The sequence below is a fragment of the Mameliella sp. CS4 genome (assembly GCF_019392335.1).
GTDB lineage: Bacteria > Pseudomonadota > Alphaproteobacteria > Rhodobacterales > Rhodobacteraceae > Antarctobacter.
Window position 1 is genome coordinate 35,010 of sequence record NZ_JAHXRQ010000020.1, and the last position, 19,123, is coordinate 54,132.

The 19,123-nt window shown below is 65.4% G+C and carries 20 protein-coding genes; 7 read left to right on the forward strand and 13 right to left on the reverse strand.

Annotation, left to right across the window (positions count from 1 at the left end; genetic code table 11):
* Positions 1–187: 187 nt before the first annotated feature.
* The 6 genes from prmC to KZZ07_RS20215 form a co-directional block, all read right to left on the reverse strand.
* On the reverse strand, positions 188–1,078 hold the full coding sequence (prmC, locus tag KZZ07_RS20190; protein WP_219516734.1) for a peptide chain release factor N(5)-glutamine methyltransferase: 891 nt from the start codon (positions 1,076–1,078) through the stop codon (positions 188–190).
* Positions 1,041–2,090, reverse strand: a complete 1,050-nt coding sequence (prfA, locus tag KZZ07_RS20195) for a peptide chain release factor 1 (protein ID WP_219516735.1) — start codon at positions 2,088–2,090, stop codon at positions 1,041–1,043. Before prfA ends, prmC begins: the two co-directional genes overlap by 38 nt.
* A 350-nt stretch (positions 2,091–2,440) precedes the next feature.
* Entirely contained in the window at positions 2,441–2,839 is a 399-nt protein-coding gene (locus KZZ07_RS20200; RefSeq protein ID WP_219516737.1) for a DUF1499 domain-containing protein, read from the reverse strand.
* A 93-nt stretch (positions 2,840–2,932) separates the two neighbouring features.
* Positions 2,933–3,898 (reverse strand): agmatinase, encoded by a 966-nt coding sequence (speB, locus tag KZZ07_RS20205; RefSeq protein ID WP_219516738.1) that lies wholly within the window; start codon positions 3,896–3,898, stop codon positions 2,933–2,935.
* A gap of 103 nt (positions 3,899–4,001) precedes the next feature.
* Positions 4,002–5,165 (reverse strand): M20 aminoacylase family protein, encoded by a 1,164-nt coding sequence (locus tag KZZ07_RS20210; protein ID WP_219516740.1) that lies wholly within the window; start codon positions 5,163–5,165, stop codon positions 4,002–4,004.
* 166 nt (positions 5,166–5,331) lie between these two features.
* On the reverse strand, positions 5,332–6,489 hold the full coding sequence (locus KZZ07_RS20215) for a M20 aminoacylase family protein (protein ID WP_219516741.1): 1,158 nt from the start codon (positions 6,487–6,489) through the stop codon (positions 5,332–5,334).
* Between the two features lie 174 nt (positions 6,490–6,663).
* Here KZZ07_RS20215 and KZZ07_RS20220 point away from each other — a divergent pair, with 174 nt between their 5' ends.
* Both KZZ07_RS20220 and mazG read left to right on the forward strand, forming a co-directional pair.
* A complete protein-coding gene (locus KZZ07_RS20220) occupies positions 6,664–7,257 on the forward strand; it encodes a DUF6854 domain-containing protein (protein WP_219516742.1) in 594 nt (197 codons plus the stop codon).
* A gap of 94 nt (positions 7,258–7,351) precedes the next feature.
* On the forward strand, positions 7,352–8,164 hold the full coding sequence (gene mazG, locus KZZ07_RS20225) for a nucleoside triphosphate pyrophosphohydrolase (protein WP_219516743.1): 813 nt from the start codon (positions 7,352–7,354) through the stop codon (positions 8,162–8,164).
* Between the two features lie 3 nt (positions 8,165–8,167).
* Here the strand turns inward: mazG and KZZ07_RS20230 are convergent, their stop codons facing one another.
* The 5 genes from KZZ07_RS20230 to KZZ07_RS20250 all read right to left on the reverse strand — a co-directional run bounded on the left by KZZ07_RS20230 (position 8,168) and on the right by KZZ07_RS20250 (position 11,699).
* A complete protein-coding gene (locus KZZ07_RS20230; RefSeq protein ID WP_219516744.1) occupies positions 8,168–9,076 on the reverse strand; it encodes an AEC family transporter in 909 nt (302 codons plus the stop codon).
* Between the two features lie 120 nt (positions 9,077–9,196).
* On the reverse strand, positions 9,197–9,430 hold the full coding sequence (locus KZZ07_RS20235) for an acyl carrier protein (RefSeq protein WP_043143437.1): 234 nt from the start codon (positions 9,428–9,430) through the stop codon (positions 9,197–9,199).
* Positions 9,431–9,646: 216 nt separating this feature from the next.
* Complete coding sequence (gene fabG / locus KZZ07_RS20240) at positions 9,647–10,384, reverse strand: 3-oxoacyl-[acyl-carrier-protein] reductase (RefSeq protein ID WP_219516745.1); 738 nt, start codon at positions 10,382–10,384, stop codon at positions 9,647–9,649.
* Between the two features lie 36 nt (positions 10,385–10,420).
* On the reverse strand, positions 10,421–11,362 hold the full coding sequence (fabD, locus tag KZZ07_RS20245; protein ID WP_219516746.1) for an ACP S-malonyltransferase: 942 nt from the start codon (positions 11,360–11,362) through the stop codon (positions 10,421–10,423).
* 94 nt (positions 11,363–11,456) lie between these two features.
* Positions 11,457–11,699 carry a hypothetical protein gene (locus tag KZZ07_RS20250; protein WP_219516747.1) on the reverse strand — a complete coding sequence of 81 codons (243 nt, stop codon included), beginning with the start codon at positions 11,697–11,699 and terminating at the stop codon, positions 11,457–11,459.
* Positions 11,700–11,931: 232 nt separating this feature from the next.
* Here KZZ07_RS20250 and rpsF point away from each other — a divergent pair, with 232 nt between their 5' ends.
* The 5 genes from rpsF (at position 11,932) to KZZ07_RS20275 (ending at position 16,825) form a co-directional block, all read left to right on the forward strand.
* The gene (gene rpsF, locus KZZ07_RS20255; RefSeq protein ID WP_219516748.1) at positions 11,932–12,294 is read left to right on the forward strand and encodes a 30S ribosomal protein S6; all 363 of its coding nucleotides are present in this window, start codon (positions 11,932–11,934) and stop codon (positions 12,292–12,294) included.
* A 22-nt stretch (positions 12,295–12,316) separates the two neighbouring features.
* Entirely contained in the window at positions 12,317–12,544 is a 228-nt protein-coding gene (gene rpsR, locus KZZ07_RS20260; RefSeq protein WP_058310770.1) for a 30S ribosomal protein S18, read from the forward strand.
* Between the two features lie 12 nt (positions 12,545–12,556).
* Positions 12,557–13,180 (forward strand): 50S ribosomal protein L9, encoded by a 624-nt coding sequence (gene rplI, locus KZZ07_RS20265; RefSeq protein ID WP_219516750.1) that lies wholly within the window; start codon positions 12,557–12,559, stop codon positions 13,178–13,180.
* A 214-nt stretch (positions 13,181–13,394) separates the two neighbouring features.
* Positions 13,395–15,275, forward strand: a complete 1,881-nt coding sequence (locus KZZ07_RS20270; RefSeq protein ID WP_219516751.1) for a PhoX family protein — start codon at positions 13,395–13,397, stop codon at positions 15,273–15,275.
* Positions 15,276–15,403: 128 nt separating this feature from the next.
* Positions 15,404–16,825, forward strand: a complete 1,422-nt coding sequence (locus KZZ07_RS20275; protein ID WP_219516752.1) for a homospermidine synthase — start codon at positions 15,404–15,406, stop codon at positions 16,823–16,825.
* A 55-nt stretch (positions 16,826–16,880) separates the two neighbouring features.
* Here KZZ07_RS20275 and map read toward each other — a convergent pair whose 3' ends face one another.
* Both map and tig read right to left on the reverse strand, forming a co-directional pair.
* Entirely contained in the window at positions 16,881–17,603 is a 723-nt protein-coding gene (map, locus tag KZZ07_RS20280; protein WP_219516753.1) for a type I methionyl aminopeptidase, read from the reverse strand.
* Between the two features lie 155 nt (positions 17,604–17,758).
* Entirely contained in the window at positions 17,759–19,084 is a 1,326-nt protein-coding gene (gene tig, locus KZZ07_RS20285; protein ID WP_219516754.1) for a trigger factor, read from the reverse strand.
* Positions 19,085–19,123: the final 39 nt, after the last annotated feature.

Genomic DNA, 19,123 nt, shown 5'->3' on the forward strand with positions numbered 1-19,123 from the left:
GACGGCTTGGTGACAGGTTACGGCGCATCCTGCGCCAATCCGGTAGGGTCACCTTCATGTTGGCTTGTCGTTGATCGGGATTGGCCGAAGGCCATTCGACTGATCAACTAACCCTGAATATGCATATGGTCCGCCTGGAGACAAGTCAAAACGCCGAAAAACTGTCATATCCGGCAGGAAAATGTCGTTATCCGGGCCTGCGTGTCCCCAGTACCACCCTGTCACGCCCCGCAAGGTCCGGGATCACCCGTACACCGCGCAGCCCGGCCTGCGTGAACAGTTTCGACACCGCCATGCCCTGGGTGGCGCCGATTTCCACGATCAGCCGACCGCCGGGCGCCAATACACGGTTCAGTCCGGACAAAAGGATGCGGTAGGCGCTCAGCCCGTCGCCTTCGTCCGTGAGGGCCAGGCGCGGCTCGTGTTCGCGCACCTCCGGGGCGAGAAAGGGCATCTCGTTCACCGCGATATAGGGCGGGTTCGAGACCACGAGGTCAAACTCACCGTCCGCCGGTGTCAGCGCCTCGTACCAGCTGCCCTCGCGCAGATCCGCCCGCGCCTCCAGCCCCAGCGCGTTGCGGTTCCAGTAGGCCACGTTCAGCGCCGCCGGGCTGAGATCCGTGCCCAGGCCCACGGCGCCCTCGCGTTCCGCCAATAGCGTCAGCAGGATGCAACCGGACCCGGTGCCCAGGTCCAGCACCGTGGCAAAGGGTTCGGTCAGGGCCACTTCGATCAGGGTTTCCGTCTCGGGCCGCGGGTCCAGCGCCTCGGGCGTGACCAGGAACTCACGCCCATAGAAGGCCCGGCGCCCGACAAGATGGCTGACCGGCACACGGTCGGCGCGGCGTTCGACCAGCGTCAGAAAGACCACCTCCAGCTCGGGGTCGACCGGTTCGGGCAGGAAAAGCGTCAGCCGGCCGGGCGGCACCTTGAGCACATGCGCCATCAGCCGCCGGGCGTCACGGCCCGGGTCGGGCACCTCTGCCGCGACCAGCCGCGCCGTGGCCCGCGCCAGAAGATCGGAGCCACGTGCCAAACCCTCAGCCCTCCATCTCGGCCAGCTGCGCGGCCTGCGCATGCGAGGTCAGCGCATCGACGATCTCATCGAGGTCGCCTGCCATGACCTGCTCCAGCCGGTAAAGCGTCAGGCCGATGCGGTGATCGGTCAGGCGCCCTTGCGGGAAATTATAGGTCCGGATGCGTTCCGACCGGTCCCCCGAGCCCACCTGCGCCTTGCGGTCGGCAGAGCGTTCCGCATCCGCCTGCTGGCGCTGCTGGTCGAACAGCCGCGCGCGCAGAACCTGCATGGCGATCTCGCGGTTGCGGTGCTGGCTCTTCTCGGAACTCGTGACCACGATCCCGGTGGGGATATGGGTGATCCGCACCGCCGAATCCGTGGTGTTGACGTGCTGGCCGCCCGCCCCCGACGACCGCATGGTGTCGATGCGCAGATCGTTCGGGTCGATCCGGATATCCACCTCTTCGGCCTCGGGCAGAACGGCGACGGTGGCGGCAGATGTATGGATACGCCCGCCCGATTCCGTTTCGGGCACGCGCTGGACACGGTGCACGCCGCTTTCGTATTTCAGCCGCGCAAAGACGCCCTCGCCGGCGATGCGCACCACCAGCTCGCGCACGCCGCCCAGTTCGGAAAGCTGCTCCTCGATCACCTCCCAGCGCCAGCCCTTGGCCTCGGCATAACGCTGGTACATCCGCGCGAGATCCCCGGCAAAAAGCGCCGCCTCGTCGCCGCCGGTGCCGGGGCGGATCTCCAGCATGGCGGGCCGCGCATCGGCGGCATCGCGCGGCAAGAGCGCCAGCTGCACCTCACGCTCGGCCTCGGGCAGGCGCGCGCGCAGGTCCGGCAGTTCCTCTTCGGCCAGGGCCTTCATCTCGGGGTCGTCCAGCAGCGCCTCGGCCTCGGCGATCTCGGCCACCAGGCGCTCCCATTCGGCGATCTGGGCCACCACCGGACGCAGGTCGGCATATTCACGGCCCAGCGCGGCAATATCGCCCTCACCCGCAGACATGCGGGCCTCGACGTATTCCAGCCGTTCCTTGATCTGTTGGAGTCTCTCTGTCGGGATCATCCGGGATGCATTGCCCATCCCGCGAGGGGCGTCAAGACGCCCTGAACACCCACCCGCAGTGCCTGTTCGCCGGAGCCCTCCATCGCTGATGCCGAAAAGAGGCGAAGGGGGCCGGCCCGCAAGGGGGCGCAGCCCCGCGCCCCGCGCGGCTTGCCCTTGCGGGACGGCGCCGTTTGCCTCGGGCATCTGTCAGCGATGGCGGGTTTCGGAGGACAGGCGCGTGGCCTGTTCACTGGTGACTCCGGAAGCGACAGGCCTGCGGGACGGCGGGCCTGCGGGACGGCGGGCGGGGCGACGTTCCGGCAGCGCCGGGACAAGCGCCGTCAGACGCCCGCCGACACCGTCCAGAGTTACAACCGGCTCAGCCAGTCATCCACCCGCGCCCGGTTCACCCCCAGATCCGACTGACCGAAACGCGCCCGCGCCCAGAGCTCCAGCACATCGCCGTTCTGGCGCACGGTGGTATAGTCGGGGAACCCCATCCACAGCGAGCGGGTGATATAGGTGACCTGGCCCTCGGCGATACTGCCCGCCAGGACCTCGGTCCGGGGCGTTTCAAGGATGATCGCGTGCAGCCGGGCAAAGCCCTCCTCGCCCGCTGCGATCCGCCGCCGCACACCGGCCGCCAGGTCCTGGTCGGCCGTCACCTGGGGATCGACGTGCCAGACCTCCGGATCCGACGGCGCCAGGCGGATCCAGGCCAGACCGCCCAGGATCACAAGAATGAGGATGAGGAATACCAAGCGCACCTGCTGTCTCTATCTCCCGATTAGGCTCTGTAAGGGGGCATGCCATGCCCCCGCCCGATTCTGAAAGCCAAGGTTTCGCAACAGCCTGTCACGTCACTGTGCCCGACGGGTCCACCCCCAGAGGCAGAGCAGCTCCATCCCCACATGCGCCGCCGCCACCGCCGTGGCCCCGGTGGTGTCGAACGGCGGCGAGACCTCGACCACGTCCCCGCCTTTCAGGTCGATCCCCGCCAGGTGGCGCAGGATCACCGCCGCCTGGTGGCTGGACAGCCCACCCCAGACCGGCGTGCCGGTGCCCGGCGCAAAGGCCGGGTCCAGGGCGTCGATGTCGAAGGTGATGTAGCAGGGCTGCGCGCCGACGATCTCGTGCACCCGTTCGGCGATCCGCTCAGGCCCCTCGCGGTGGACCTGGCGCGCGTCGAGGATGTTGAAGCCCAGCGTGTCGGGGTTGTCCGTGCGGATGCCTATCTGGACCGAGCGTTCCGGCACCACGATGCCCTCTTTCGCGGCCTTGTACATGAAGGTGCCATGATCGACCCGCGCGGCATCGTCGTCGGCCCAGGTGTCCGTATGGGCGTCGAACTGGATCACGCTCAGCGGCCCGTGTTTCTCGGCATGGGCGCGCAGGCAGCCATGCGTGACCGAATGGTCGCCGCCCAACACGACACAGGCCGCCCCCGCGTCCAGGATACCGCCCACGTGTTCGGCGATCCGCGCCAGCACTTCAGAGGGCATGGCATAGTCAAAGGCCATGTCGCCGTAATCCGCGATGGCGAACTCGGACAACACGTCATAGCCCCAGCCATAGGGTGCGTCGCAGGGTTGCAGCAACGAGGCCTCGCGGATCGCGCGCGGCCCCAGCCGCGTGCCGGGCCGGTTGGTGACGGCCTGGTCGAAAGGCAGGCCCGTCACGGCGATATCCACGCCCGCCAGGTCCTTGGTGTACTTGCGTCGCAGAAAGGACGCCGCGCCCGCAAAGACATTCTCGAAGGACGGTCCCTTGAGATCGTCGCGGGTAAAGGCATGGTCGATCTGGCGCTTGGCGTCTTCAAGGCTCATCGGTTCGATCCTGTGGCAAAGGGGGGCGAGGGGGCGCTGCCCCCTCTGGACCTCTGGTCCATTCACCCCCGGAGGTATTTTCAGCCCAAAGAAACACGGGCGGTCAGCCCGGCGGCAAGGCCTTTTCCACCAGGCGGGCGAAAAAGCTGGCGCCCACCGGCGCGATGCCGTCGTTGAAATCATACTGCGGATGGTGACAGACCGGCGTGTCGCCCTGGCCGAGGAAGAGATAGGCCCCGGGCCGCGCCTCCAGCATGTAGGAGAAATCCTCGCCCGGCATGATCGGCGGAGATTCCAGATCGACGGCCTCGGCCCCGACGACCTCTTGCGCGACAGAGGCGGCGAATTCTGCCTGTTCCGGGTGGTTGATCGTCGGCGGGTAGCCTTCGACATAGTCCAGCTCGGCACGCATGCCAAAGCTCTTGGCCTGGAACTCGGCGATCTCGGCCATGCGGGTCTTGACGACGGCCTGCACCTCCTTGTCGAAATAGCGCACGGTGCCGTTCAGCAGCGCGGTTTCCGGTACGATGTTCATCGCGCTGCCGGTGTGGATCTGGGTCACGCTGACCACCAGCCGGTCGAGCGCGTCGACGTTGCGGCTGACGATGGTCTGCAGCGCCTGCACCATCGAGGCGGCACAAACCACCGGATCCCGCGTCTGGAAGGGCATGGCGCCATGACCGCCCTGACCGGTGATCCGGATCGTGAACTCGTCCACCCCGGCCAGCAACGCGCCGCGATTGGTGTACATGTGGCCCACCGCGCCGCCGGGCATGTTGTGGATGCCATAGACCTCGTCGATGCCGAAACGATCCATCATGCCCTCTTCGACCATGATACGCCCGCCGCCCTCGTTTTCCTCGGCCGGCTGGAAGATCAGCGCCACCTTGCCCGAGAAATTGCGCGTCTCAGCCAGGTATTTCGCCGCGCCCAGCAGCATGGTCGTATGCCCGTCATGGCCGCAGGTATGCGCCATTCCCGGCACCGTGGAGGCGTGATCGGTGCCCGACAGGTCCTCCATCGGCAGCGCATCCATGTCGGCGCGCAGCCCGATCGTCCGCCCCGGCCCGCGCCCCTCGATGATGGCGACAACGCCGGTGCGGGCAATGCCGGTGTGAATCTCGGTGATGCCGAAGCCCTTGAGCTTTTCGACGACGAATTCCGCGGTCTTGAAACAGTCCAGCCCCAGTTCCGGATGCTGGTGCAGGAAACGGCGCCATTCGGTCATCTCGGGTTCGAGCGCGGCGATGGAATTGACGATGGGCATGGGTTGGTCTCCTTTGCGCGTCAGACTGCCTGCTTGGCGCGGCATTGAAAAGGGGCCCGAGCGACGCGTGGCTTTCCGGGATGGAGAATGAGTATTTTACGAGAGAAGAAACCAGCAGCACGCGCCCAGTTTCTTCTCTCTGGAAATACTCAAAAAAGCGCTGGATTCACCCCAGCGCGTGCCGTTTCTCGATCAGCCGGGCAAAGAAGCTGGCGCCGATGGGGGCCACCGCATCGTTGAAGTCGAAGGCGGGGTGATGGGCGGAGGGGCCGATCCCCTGTCCAAGGAAAAGAAAGGCGCCCGGCCGCGCCTGAAGCATGTAGGAGAAATCCTCTGCCCCCATTTCGGGTGGCAGGTCATCGACGACGCGGGGCGAGACCTCGCGCGCGATCTCGGTGGCAAAGCGTGTCTGGTCCGCGTGGTTGATGGTCTGCGGATAGTTGCGCCGGTAGTCCAGCAGCCCCTCGACGTCATAGCCTTCGGCGACGCTGGCCGCGATCTGGCGGATGCGGCGTTCCGCCATGTCGCGCACCTCGGGCGTCAGGCTGCGCACTGTGCCGCCCAGCGTGACCTCCTCGGGGATGATGTTGGTGGCGGTGCCGCCGTGGAACATGGTCAGCGAGACCACCAGCGACCCCAGCGGATCGGTATTGCGCGAGACCACCGTCTGCAGCGCCTGGCCGATGGCAAGTGCCGCCGGCATCGGGTCGCGGCAGGTCTGGGGATAGGCGGCATGTCCGCCCTGTCCGCGAATGCGCAGGGTGAAATCATCCACCGCCCCCATGATCGGCCCCGGGCAGGTCCGGAACTCTCCCAGCTCGCCAAAGGGATCGGTGTGCAGCGCATAGACCTCCTCGACGCCGAAACGGTCCATGATCCCGTCTTCGACCATGATCCGCCCGCCGCCGACGCTTTCCTCGGCCGGTTGAAAGATCAGGACGACCCTGCCGGTGAATCGCCGGGTTTCCGACAGGTATTTCGCCGCGCCCAGCAACATGGCGGTGTGCCCGTCATGGCCGCAGGCATGCATCCGCCCCGGCACCGTGCTGGCCCATTCGGCGCCGGTCTCCTCCTGCATCGGCAGAGCGTCCATGTCGGCGCGCAGGCCGGTCACGGGGCCCGGCCCCTGCCCTTCGATCACCGCCACGACGCCGCTTTCGGCGATGCCCTCATGGATCTCGGTGATGCCCATCTCGCGCAGGCGGTCGACAACAAAGCCCGCCGTTTCATGGCATTGCAGGCACAACTCGGGGTGCATGTGCAGGTGGCGCCGCCAGCCTGACATCTCTTCGGCGGCGGCAGCGATGGAATTGATGACGGGCATGATGGTCTCCCTAAAGCTGTTCCCTTGGCGCATTGCTCTGCGATGGTTGAAATACATCGCCGACACCGAAAAAGCTGCGGGAAAGACACGCTGCATGGTAATATTACGTTGCGTCAACTTTTGGATGGCGCTTTTACATGGAGGATAAAAGCTATGTCAGTTGCATCTTATTCCATGATCACCGTCGCCCGTTGCGACACCGCTTTTCTTTCCGACGCGCTTGGTCACATCGCCGGATTATGTGACGATCTCAAATCCGGGGCCGGTGCCCGGATGACCCGATACGGAGTCATGTCCACAGGCGATCATGCCGGGCATCTCGTCCTGTTGCAGGGTTACAGCGACATGAGCGGCATCGGCAAGGCGTTCGACGTTTACGGAACTTCAGCCGCCTACGAAAAGATCGTCGGCAGTGGCAAGGTTGCCGTGGTGCTGCGCAACATCCTGAAAAGTGAGGATATCGGCCTCGACGAGCAGCCGACGGAGGTTCCGGCCTACGGCGTGCTGACCCGCTGGGCCTCTCCCACGCCTCAGTCGGACCGGATCGGGCAGGTTGCGCCGCTCATGCGGAAGAATGGCGCAATGGCCATACGCCATTTCACGATCATGACAGGGTCAGCAGCCGGGCACCGTCTGATGGCGACGGGCTATCCGTCGATGACTGCCATCGAAAAGACCTACACTGCGATGAACCAGACAGAGGACTACAAGGCGTTTCTGAACGAAATAGACCTCGATTTCCGCAACATCGTGCGTGTGGCAGGCTGAGCCGACAAGGCAGCGGGCGCCTTGCGCGCCCGGTTGCTGGACTCCCGCGCCGCCTTCCTGCATCCCTTGAGCCGAAGCTCGGAGGCAAGGCGCGATGAACAACGACCTGATCCACGACCCGAACGGGGGGATGCCCCGCCTGCTGGAAATCATGCGGCGGCTGCGCGACCCTGAAACGGGCTGTCCCTGGGACCTGGAGCAGACCTTTGCCACTATCGCGCCCTATACGATCGAGGAGGCCTACGAGGTCTCCGACGCGATCGAGCGCGAGGCCTGGGACGAGCTGAAGGGCGAGCTGGGCGACCTGCTGTTCCAGTCGGTCTTTCACGCGCAGATGGCCACCGAGGCCGGGCTTTTCAGCTTCGACGAGGTGGCCGACGGCATGTCGGACAAGATGGTCGCACGCCACCCGCATGTTTTTGGCGACGAAAGCCGGGACAAATCGGCGGACCAGCAGACCCGCGACTGGGAGACGATCAAGGCCACCGAGCGCGCCGCCAAGGCCGAACGCGGTGTGCTGGACGGGGTGGCGCTGGGTCTGCCGGCGCTGCTGCGGGCGGTCAAGCTGCAGAAACGGGCGGCGCGCGTGGGGTTCGACTGGCCCACCACGGACGAGGTCATGGACAAGGTCGCCGAAGAGATGGACGAGCTGCGCCAGGCCGAGGATGACGCGCATCGCTTCGAGGAATTCGGCGACCTGCTGTTCGTCATGGCCAACCTCGGGAGGCACATGGGGATCGACCCCGAGGCGGCGCTGCGGGCGGCCAATGCCAAGTTCACCCGGCGGTTCCGCGCCATCGAGGCTGCGCTGGCCGAACAGGGGCGTCGCCCCGAGGACAGCGATTTGCAGGAAATGGATGCGCTCTGGGACGCGGCAAAGGCGGTGGAAAAGGCGCAGAAGGGCTGAGGATCAGCCGTAGCCAAGCACAAGCAGGACCAGCGGGATGGTGACGATGGCGGCCAGCGTTTGCGCCGTCACCAGACCGGCCATCAGCGTGCCATCCCCGTTCAACTGACGCGTCAAGACATAGGCCGTGGGCGCCGTGGGGATGGCGGAAAAGACCACCAGAACCAGCGCCTCGACCCCGTCGAGGCCAAAGAGCAGCGCCACACCCGCCGCCAGCATCGGCATTACCAAAAGGCGCAGGGCGGCGTTGCCGCCAACCACTAGCCCGTCGCGCCCAAGTGCGCGGGGTTGCAGCGCCGCACCGACGCAGAGCAGGCCCAACGGCAAGCTGCCGCGCGCCAGCAGCTCCATGAAGGTGCCGATGCCATAGGGCAGGCCCAGCCCCAGCAGCGCCAGCGCGATCCCGACAAGGCAGGCCAGGATCAGCGGGTTGCGCAGCATGGTGCGGATCAGGGCGCCGGGACGGCTCAGGATTTCGCGTTCGCTCAGCGCCATGATCGACAGCACGTTGACCACGGGCACGCAGATCGCCAGGTAGACCGCCGCCCGTTCGATCCCCAGGTCCCCGGCAAGGCTCGCCGTGACGGCGAGACCGAGGTAGGTGTTGAAGCGCACCGTGCCCTGCAGCGCGGGGCCGAACCGGGCGGCAGGTGCCGGAAAGATCCGCCGGGCCAGCGCAAGCCCGCCCGCCGCCAGCAGGATCGTCACCAGCGCCGCAGCCCCCAGCCGCAGGATTTGCGGATCGCCCAGAGGCGCATCGACGAGGCTGGAGACCAGCAACGCCGGGAACAGCAGGAAATAGTTGATCCGCTCCGCCGCGGGCCAGAACCCCGGGTCCGGAAACCCCTTGCGGGCCAGGACATAGCCCAGGCAGATCAGGGCAAAGAGCGGCCAGATCGTGATGAACAGCACGGGGCGGGCAACCTTGTCACTGTGAAAGCGTCGCGGCGGAGCGCGCGGGACCAACAGAAAAAACGGCGCGCCCGTAAGGCACGCCGTTCCATCTTCACCCGAACAGGTGAAACGAGCGGCTTACTGCGCGTCCGAGATGAACTTGACCGCGTCGCCGAAGGTCTGGATGGTTTCGGCCGCGTCGTCGGGGATCTCGATGCCGAACTCTTCTTCGAAGGCCATCACCAGTTCCACGGTGTCCAGGCTGTCGGCGCCCAGATCGTCGATGAAAGAGGCCGATTCCGTCACCTTCTCTTCTTCGACGCTCAGATGCTCGACCACAATCTTCTTCACGCGATCTGCGATGTCGCTCATGTCTCTTCCTCACAAGTCTGTCGGGCATGTCGCCCATTCTGCCCTGCCCGTGGCGTGGCGTCTTTTTGCCCTGACGGGCGGCTCGATCCCCCGGCACCCCGGGTTGACCGCTTGCGTACTATGGCACGCAACCGGTCGAAAATCTGCGCGGCCTATAGCACAGGCGGCGGGGATGGCAAACGCTTTCCCACGCCGCAGCGCAACAGCACCGGACGCCTACAACATGGCCATGCCACCGTTGACGTGCAACGTCGTTCCCGTGACGTAAGCAGCTTCGGGGCTGGCCAGATAGAGCACGCTGGCGGCGATCTCTTCGGGCGCGCCCATGCGGCCGGCGGGAATCTGGCCCAGGATCGCACTCTTCTGGTCGTCGGTCAGCTTGTCGGTCATCGCCGTCTCGATAAAGCCGGGGGCGACGGCGTTCACGGTGATGCCGCGGCTGGCAACCTCATAGGCCAGCGACTTGGACATGCCGACCATGCCCGCCTTGGCGGCGGCATAGTTGCCCTGCCCGGGGTTGCCGGTGGCGCCCACGACGGAGGAGATGTTCACGATCCGGCCCCAGCGGGATTTCATCATGCCGCGCAGCACGCCCTTGCAGAGCCGGAAAGTGGCGGTCAGGTTCACGTCCAGCACGCTCTGCCATTCGTCGTCCGACATGCGCATGAACAGGTTGTCGCGGGTGATCCCGGCGTTGTTCACCAGGATGTCGACACTGCCCATCGCCTCGGCGGCCTGTTTCGGCAGCGCGGCGACGGCCTCGGCATCGTCCAGCTTGCAGGGCAGCACAAAGGCGCGCTCGCCCAGCTCGGCGGCCAGCGCCTCCAGCGGCTCTACCCGGGTGCCCGACAGTCCCACGTTGGCGCCCGCGCCGTGCAGCGCCTTGGCAATGGCCCCGCCTATGCCGCCCGAGGCCCCGGTGATCAACGCGGATTTTCCCGTCAGATCGAACATGCTTGCTTCCTCTCTTTAATGTCGCTGCGCCGGGCCTCAGCCCCGCGCGGCCTCGACGGCGGCGGCCACATCCGCCGGAGTGCCGATATTGCGCACCGCCGCGGGGCGGTGGATTCGGCGCACCATGCCTGACAGGGCCTTGCCCGCGCCGATTTCCCAGAACTCCTCGACCCCGTCCGCGACCATGCGGGCGACGGATTCGCGCCAGCGGACAGCGCCGCAGATCTGCGCCTCCAGCAGGGCGCGGATTTGGTCGGGGTCGCTCACCGGCGCCGCCTCGACGTTCGAAACCACCGGAACGACAGGCGCCTTGATCGTGACCTCGGCCAGCGCCTTGGCCATGTCCTCGGCGGCGGGTTGCATCAGGGCACAGTGGAAGGGGGCGGAGACGGGCAGCATGACGGCGCGCTTGGCGCCCGCGCCCTTGGCGATCTCGACCGCGCGTTCCACGGCCGCCTTCTGGCCCGAGATCACCACCTGGCCGGGATCGTTGTCATTGGCAGCCGCGACGACATCGCCCTGCGCGGCCTCTTCGGCCACCTTGCGCACCGCGTCGAGATCAAGCCCCAGCAGCGCGGCCATCGCGCCCTCGCCCACCGGAACGGCGGCCTGCATGGCCTGCCCGCGCTTGCGCAACAGCCGCGCCGCATCGGCAACGGTCAGCGCCCCGGCAGCGGTCAGTGCGGAGTATTCCCCCAGCGAGTGACCGGCGACGAAGGCCGCCGCGTCGATGCCGACACCCTCGGCCTCCAGCGCGCGCATGGCGGCCATCGAGGTGGCCATCAGCGCCGGCTGGGCATTCTGGGTCAGGGTCAGGGTCTCGATCTCGCCCTCCCAGATCAACGAGGAGAGCTTTTCCCCCAGCGCCTCGTCGACCTCGTCGAAGACGGCGCGGGCCGCCGGATAGGCCTCGGCCAGGTCGCGACCCATGCCGATGGTCTGTGCCCCCTGCCCGGGAAAGATGAATGCGCGGCTCATGCCCCTCTCCTCAACGTGAAATTCCGTCCGCCTGCCTTACTAGCCCGCGGAGGCTTGCGCAATCACCTGAGGGGGCGGGAATGGTCCGCCGGGGTCAGCGATCCTCGCCGCGCAGGCGCAGCGACATGCCAAGCGCCGCGCTCAGCATCAGGCAGGACAGGCCCAGCTTGAACGGCATCAGTATCGGCGCATCCAGACCCATCGGCATGATCCACATCAGATAGGCGACCAGCGCCAGCGCGGACCCCCCGATCCGGCGCAACAGGCCCTCGGGCAGGCGCGGCAGGGAAACGCCGGACCCAAGCGTCAGCGAGGCATTGAAGTCTGTCAGGGCCATGAGTATCGCTCCGGTTGTTGGTTAATGTCAGGTTAACCGTGAAATTGTGCCCGGAATGGGGCGCAACCGGGGTAATCCGGGGAACCGCGCGCCCTCTTGCGCCACGCGCCGATCCGTGTATACGGAGCGCTCTCTTCGCAACGACGTTTACCCGCGCAGTCTCTCGTGGGCAGGGCGCGAAGGGACCAGGCCCCTGCCCTATGAAATGCGCCATGATAGAAATGGAGTGCACATGCCGCTTTACGAGCATGTATTCATCTCGCGTCAGGATCTGTCCAACGCGCAGGCTGAAGGCCTTGTCGAACATTTCAGCACCGTCCTCGCGGACAACGGCGGCAAGGTCGTCGACAGCGAGTACTGGGGCGTCAAGACGATGGCCTACAAGATCAACAAGAACCGCAAGGGCCACTACGCCTTCCTCAAGACCGACGCCCCCGCGACGGCCATTCAGGAAATGGAACGCCTGATGCGCCTGCATGACGACGTGATGCGCGTGCTGACCATCAAGGTCGACGAACACCCCGAAGGCCCGTCGGTCCAGATGCAGAAACGCGACGAACGCAGCGACCGCCGCGAACGCCGGCCTCGCGACTGACCTGAAGAAGAGGAGATAACCCATGGCTGCAAAACCGTTTTTCCGCCGCCGCAAGGTCTGCCCCTTCTCGGGCGACAATGCACCCAAGATCGACTACAAGGACACCCGTCTGCTGCAGCGCTACGTCAGCGAACGCGGCAAGATCGTCCCCAGCCGCATCACCGCCGTCTCGGCAAAGAAGCAGCGTGAACTGGCCCGCGCCATCAAGCGCGCCCGCTTCCTCGCCCTGCTGCCCTACGCTGTGAAGTAAGGAGTCCGCATCATGCAAGTCATCCTTCTCGAACGTGTGGCCAAGCTGGGCCAGATGGGCGACGTCGTCGACGTCAAGCCCGGTTTCGCACGTAACTACCTGCTGCTTCAGGGCAAGGCGCTGACCGCCTCGAAAGAGAACATCGCCCAGTTCGAAGAGCAGAAGGCTCAGCTCGAGGCGCGCAACCTCGAGTCCCGCAAAGAGGCCGAAGCCCTGGGCGAGCGTCTGGACGGACAGAGGTTCGTCGTGATTCGCTCGGCATCGGACGGCGGCAACCTCTACGGCTCCGTCACCACCCGTGACGCGTCGAACGTGGCCACCGAAAACGGCTTCTCGATCGACCGCAAGCAGGTGATCATCCGCCAGCCGATCAAGGAACTGGGCCTGCACGAGGTCGAGGTGCACCTGCACCCCGAGGTGATGGTCGTCATCACCCTGAACGTTGCACGGTCGCCCGAAGAGGCCGAGCTGCAGGAAACAGGCAAGTCGATCCAGGACCTGGCCGCCGAGGAAGAGGCACAGGCCGAATTCGAGGTCAGCCAGCTGTTCGACGACATCGGCAGCGCCGCATCCGACGACGACGACGGCGATACAGGCCCGGCGCGTTCGGACGAGACCGACGAAGACGACGACTGATCCGGCACATTGCCGCAGAACAGACAATCAAGCCGCGCCGGATCTGTCCGGCGCGGTTTTTTCATTTTTATCAGCGCCTTGCCGTATAGATACATATAAACTTCACAAAACCGTAACGCCCATTTCACGTTGCCGGATCACATCAGAACCTGTTGGAAGCCGCCGCGGACCGCAGGCGGCTATGCCAAGTTTGCAAGCTGATAAGAGGCCAGCCATGAAGAAATCTGACATTGTCGATCTGTCCTGGGACGATTTCGACGAGATGCGCGATCCGCGCCCTGCCCAGACCGATTTTGATGCCGTTGTCGAACGCGCCATCTCGCGCCGTGGTTTCCTGGGCGGTGCGCTGGCCTTTGGTTCGGGCGCTGCCGTCTTCGGCGCCGGTGTCCTGAGCTCGGCCACCTCGGCCCGCGCACAGGCCGCCGCCTTCGACTTCGAGCCGATCGACATCGCCACCGATTTCGACATCCACGTTCCCGCCGGTTACCAGTGGAAGCCGCTGGTACGCTGGGGCGATGCCCTGTGGTCCGAAGCCGACGGCGCCTATTCGCCGGAAACCGGTGTGCCCGCCGCGATGGCCGACAAGGTCTTTGGCGAGAACACCGACGGGATGGAGCTCTTCTCCGTCGACGGCAAACAGGTCATCGCGGTGAACTCGGAACACGTGAACCCCAAGATCAACCTGCCCGCCGCCAGCGAAGGCATGCCCAAGAGCGCCGAGGAAGTGCAGCTTCTCAAGCACATGCAGGGCGTGACCGTGATGGAAGTGGCCGACAATGGCGACGGCTATGCCGTGGTCAAGGACAGCCCCTTCAACCGCCGCATTCACCATGACACCCAGATGGTTCTGGACGGCCCCGCCGCCGGGTCCGACCTGGTCAAGACCGGCGCCGACCCCGAGGGCATGTCCCCGCTGGGCACGATGAACAACTGTGGCTCGGGCCGCACGCTGTGGAACACCTACCTGACCTGCGAAGAAAACTTCAACGGCTACTTCGGTGCGACCGGCGAGTACGACGCGACCGAGGGCTTCGAGCGCTACGGCATCGGCGGCAGCGGCCGCTATGCCTATGAACAGTTCGACCCGCGCTACGACCTGTCGAAAGAGCCCAACGAACCCCACCGCCACGGCTGGGTGACGGAAATCGACCCCGCCGACCCGACCAGCACGCCGGTCAAGCACACCGCCCTGGGCCGTTTCAAGCACGAGAACGCCGAGATGGTGCAGGCCGCCGATGGTCGGATCGTCGTCTACATGGGCGACGACGAGCGCGGCGAGTTCATGTACAAATACGTCTCGACCGGCACCTGGGCCGAAGGTGAGCCCACCGATGGCCTGCTGTCGGACGGCACGCTGTACGTTGCCAGGTTCAACGACGACCAGACCGGCGAGTGGCTGGCCCTGACCCCGGAAACCACCGGCATGCCGATCGAGGAGATCCTCGTCCACGCGCGCATCGCCGGGTCCAAGGTCGGCGCCACCACGATGGACCGCCCGGAATGGATCGCCGCGCACCCGTTGAAGGCCGAGGCCTATTGCGCCCTGACCAACAACAAGAACCGCGGCATCAAGCCCAACGCCGGCGGCGACGAAACCCCGGTTGGCGGCCCGAACCCGCGTGAGACCAACAACTACGGCCAGATCGTGCGCTGGACACCCGAAGGCGGCGACCACGGGGCGGACGGCTTTGCCTGGGATCTCTATGTCATGGCCGGCAACCCCGAGGTTTACGACAACGCCTACGGCGGGTCGGACAACGTCACCCCGGGCAACATGTTCAACTCGCCCGACGGCATGGCCTTTGACACCAAGGGCCTGCTCTGGATCCAGACCGACGGCAACTACAGCAACGAGGGTGACTTTGCCGGCATGGGCAACAACCAGATGCTGGTCGGCAACACGGACACCGGCGAGATCGCCCGCTTCCTGACCGCGCCCTACGGCGCCGAAGTGACCGGCCTGTGCTGGTCCGAGGACCGCAAGGTGGCCTTTGTCGGCATCCAGCACCCGGGCGGCTCGTGGCCGGACGGCGAAGGCAAGCCGCGCTCCTCGGTCATCGCCGTGTGGCGCGAAGACGGCGCGACCGTCGGCTGATTTCCGGCCCTGAAGGACAGAGAACCGCGCGGGCCAGCCCCGCGCGGTTTTTTTGTTGCCGCGCTCTGTGCATTTGCCCTGCCGCGCCTTGGCCCCTATGACTTGTCTCAACCTGACAGGAGATACGCGTGACCCAAGACTACCCCGTCTATGGCCGGATCGACGGCCCCATCGTCATCATCGGCTTCGGCTCGATCGGCAAGGGCGTCTGGCCCCTGATCGAACGCCACTTCGACTATGACGCCGACAAGCTGACCGTGATCGAGCCGGACGCGGGCCAGGCCAACTTCCTGCGCCAGCACAAGCTGAACCACCTGCAGGTTGCCCTGACGCCCGAGAACTACCGCGAGGTGCTGGGCGGTCTGTTCCCGGAGGGCAAGGGCTTTTGCGTCAACCTCTCGGTCGATACCTCCTCGCTGGACATGATGAAATTCTGCCGCGAGATCGGGGTGCCCTATATCGACACGGTGGTCGAGCCCTGGGCAGGCTACTATTTCGGCACGACGGACAACGCCGCGCGCACCAACTATGCCCTGCGCCAAAAGATGCGGGACGAGAAGGCGCGCAACCCCGGCGGCACCACGGCGGTCAGCTGCTGCGGCGCCAACCCGGGCATGGTCAGCTGGTTCGTCAAGGAAGCCCTGCTGACGCTGGCCAAGGACACGGGCCGCGAGGTGACGGCACCGACAGACCGCGACGGCTGGGCAAAGCTGATGATGTCGCTGGGCGTCAAGGGCGTCCACATCGCCGAACGCGACACCCAGGCGCGCCGCCTGCCCCGGCCACGCAATGTCTTTGTCAACACCTGGTCGGTCGAGGGCTTCATTGCCGAGGGGTTCCAGCCCGCCGAGCTGGGCTGGGGCACGCATGAAACCTGGTTCCCCGAAAACGGCCACCGCCAGGACAGCGGCTGTCAGGCGGGGATCTGGCTGGAACGGCCCGGCGCCATCACCCGCGTCCATACCTGGTGCCCCACGCCGGGGCCGCAGTTCGGCTTTCTCGTGACCCATAACGAGGCGATCTCGATCTCGGACTACTACACCGTGGGCGAAGGCGCCCACCCCGAGTTCCGCCCGACCTGCCACTATGCCTATCACCCCTGTGACGACGCGGTGTTGTCGCTGCACGAAATGTTCGGCTCGGGCCACCAGCAGACCAAGCACCACATCCTGACCGAGGACGAGATCGTCGAGGGCATCGACGAGCTGGGCGTGCTGCTGTTCGGGCATGAGAAGAACGCGCTCTGGTACGGCTCACGCCTGTCCAACGAAGAGGCACGCGACCTTGCCCCCTACCAGAACAGCACCGGTTTGCAGGTAACATCTGCCGTGCTTGCGGGCATGGTCTGGGCGCTGGAAAACCCGAACGCCGGCATCGTCGAAACCGACGAGATGGACCACGCCCGCTGTCTAGAGGTGCAACGCCCCTACCTTGGCCCGGTCGAGGCGCATTACACCGACTGGACCCCGCTGCAGGACCGCTGGGAGCATTTCCCCGAGGACATCGACGAGAGCGATCCCTGGTTGTTCCGGAACGTCCTGGCGACGTGAGGGAGCGTCAGGATGGGTTTGCAAAACCCATCCTGTGGCGGCCTGCGCGTCTGGCTCAGCCCGGCAGCGTCGCAATGATCGGCGCGCGATCCGTGGCCACGACCGTATGCTCATATTGCACCGCCAAAGCGGGTGGCTGGCTGTAAAGGGTCCAGCCGTCCGCGCCTTCTGTCGCCATCATCCCGCCGTTGGACAAGAATGGCTCAATCGTCAGGACCAATCCCTTGTGGATGCGGCGCCTGTCCCCCCCCCGCGTCGGCCATGTGGCGATTTCATCCGGGTATTCGTGCAAGGTTCGGCCCACGCCATGACTGGCGAGGTTGCGGATCAACGTATAGCCGCGGGCCGAGGCAAAGCGGCCAATGGCCTTGCCGATACCCGCCAAGGGTCTGTCATGCCCCACTTGTGCAATCCCGATCTGCATGGCGCGCGTGCCATCCCGGCACAGCCGGTCAAGGGATGGTTTGACCGGCCTGACGCGAAAACTCGCCCCGGTATCCGCAAACAGGCCAGCCTTGGAAGCGGAGACATCAATGTTCACGAGATCCCCAGCCTCGATGACGCGGCCACCGGGAATGCCATGCGCAATCTCTTCATTGACGCTGATGCAGGTTGTCCCGGGGAACCCATAGGTCGATTTCGGCGCAGACTGCGCCCCCTCGCGGTCAAGTTCGGCGCGTCCGATCTCGTCCAGCTCATGCGTTGTCATCCCCGGCTCAATAGCCCTGGACATCACCCGCAGGGTATTCGCGACAATCCGGCCGATCGATTTCAGCACGTCGAGTTGTGATCGTCATGCGCGGTCCCTTCCCAAAAGCGTCGTTCCGGCAACAGGATAGCAGCCTGTCGCGGCAACGTTGCCTCGGCCTCTCTTCTCCAACAAAAAAGCCGCCCCTCGGGGCGGCTTTTCCGTATCTCGAAAGAGGCTGACGATCACTCGTCGTCCAGCTCCTCGACCGCCTTCTGCAGGTCGTCCTTGGTGATTTCTTTCTCGGTCACCTGGGCCTGTTCGACGATGTGGTCGACAACCTTGTCCTCGAAGAGCGGCGCGCGCAGCTGCTGCTGCATCTGCGGGTTCTGGCGCACGTATTCAAAGAATTCACGCTCCTGGCCCGGGTACTGACGTGCCTGGTTCATGATCGCCTGGGTCATCTCGGCCTCGGAAACCTCGACCTCGGCTTTCTGGCCCAGCTCGGCCAGCAGCAGGCCAAGGCGCACGCGGCGCTCGGCCAGCTTGGTGTGCTCCTCGGTGGTCTCGATCTCGGGGTGATCGTGGCCCTGAACGTCCGGGTTTTCCTCGTGCCACAGCTGGTGCGCGATCTGCTTGGCTTCGGCTTCGACCAGGGTCGGCGGCAGCTCGAAGGAGACCAGTTCATCCAGCTTGTCCAGCAGGGCGCGCTTCATCACCTGGCGCGCGGCACCGGCATATTCGGCCTCCAGGCGCTCGCGGATCTGGGTCTTGAGGCTGTCGAGATCCTCGGCACCGAATTTCTGCGCCATCTCGTCGTTGATCTCGGCGGCCTTGGGGGCTTTGACGCCCTTGACGGTTACGTCAAAGACCGCGTCCTTGCCGGCCAGATGCTCGGCGCCGTATTCCTCGGGGAATTTCACCTCGACGGCTTTCTCGTCACCGACGGAGACACCCACCAGCTGCTCTTCGAAGCCGGGAATGAACGAGCCGGAGCCCAGCGCCAGCGGGTAATCCTCGGCGGCGCCGCCCTCGAAGGGTTCGCCATCGACCTTGCCGACAAAATCGATGACCACCTGGTCGCCGTCCTCGGCCGCGCCGTCCTTGTCCTCGAAATCCTGTGCCGAGGAGGCCAGCGATTCCAGCGCCTCGTCAACGGCCGCGTCGTCGGCCTTGACCACCAGGCGTTCCAGCACGATGCCGGAGGCGTCGAATTCGGGCACTTCGGGCAGGGCTTCGTAGGTCATCTCGACCTGGATGTCGTCGCCCTCTTTCCAGTCCTCGTTGGTCATCTTGACCTCGGGCTGCAGCGCCGGACGATCGCCCGAGTCCTCGAAGTGCTGGTTCATGGCACCGTCGATGACTTCCTGCATGGTCTCGCCCAGCACGCGCTGGCCGAACTGCTTTTTCAGCAGCGGAAGCGGCACCTTGCCCTTGCGGAACCCCTTCATCTCGATGTCGGGCTGGGCTTCTTTCAGCTTTTCGGTGACTTTCTCGTCCAGCTCGGACGCCGTCACGGTGATGGCGTAGCCGCGCTTGAGGCCTTCGTTCAGCGTCTCGGTGACCTGCATGTCTCTTCCCTCGGAATTCAAGCGCCCCGGAAAACGGGG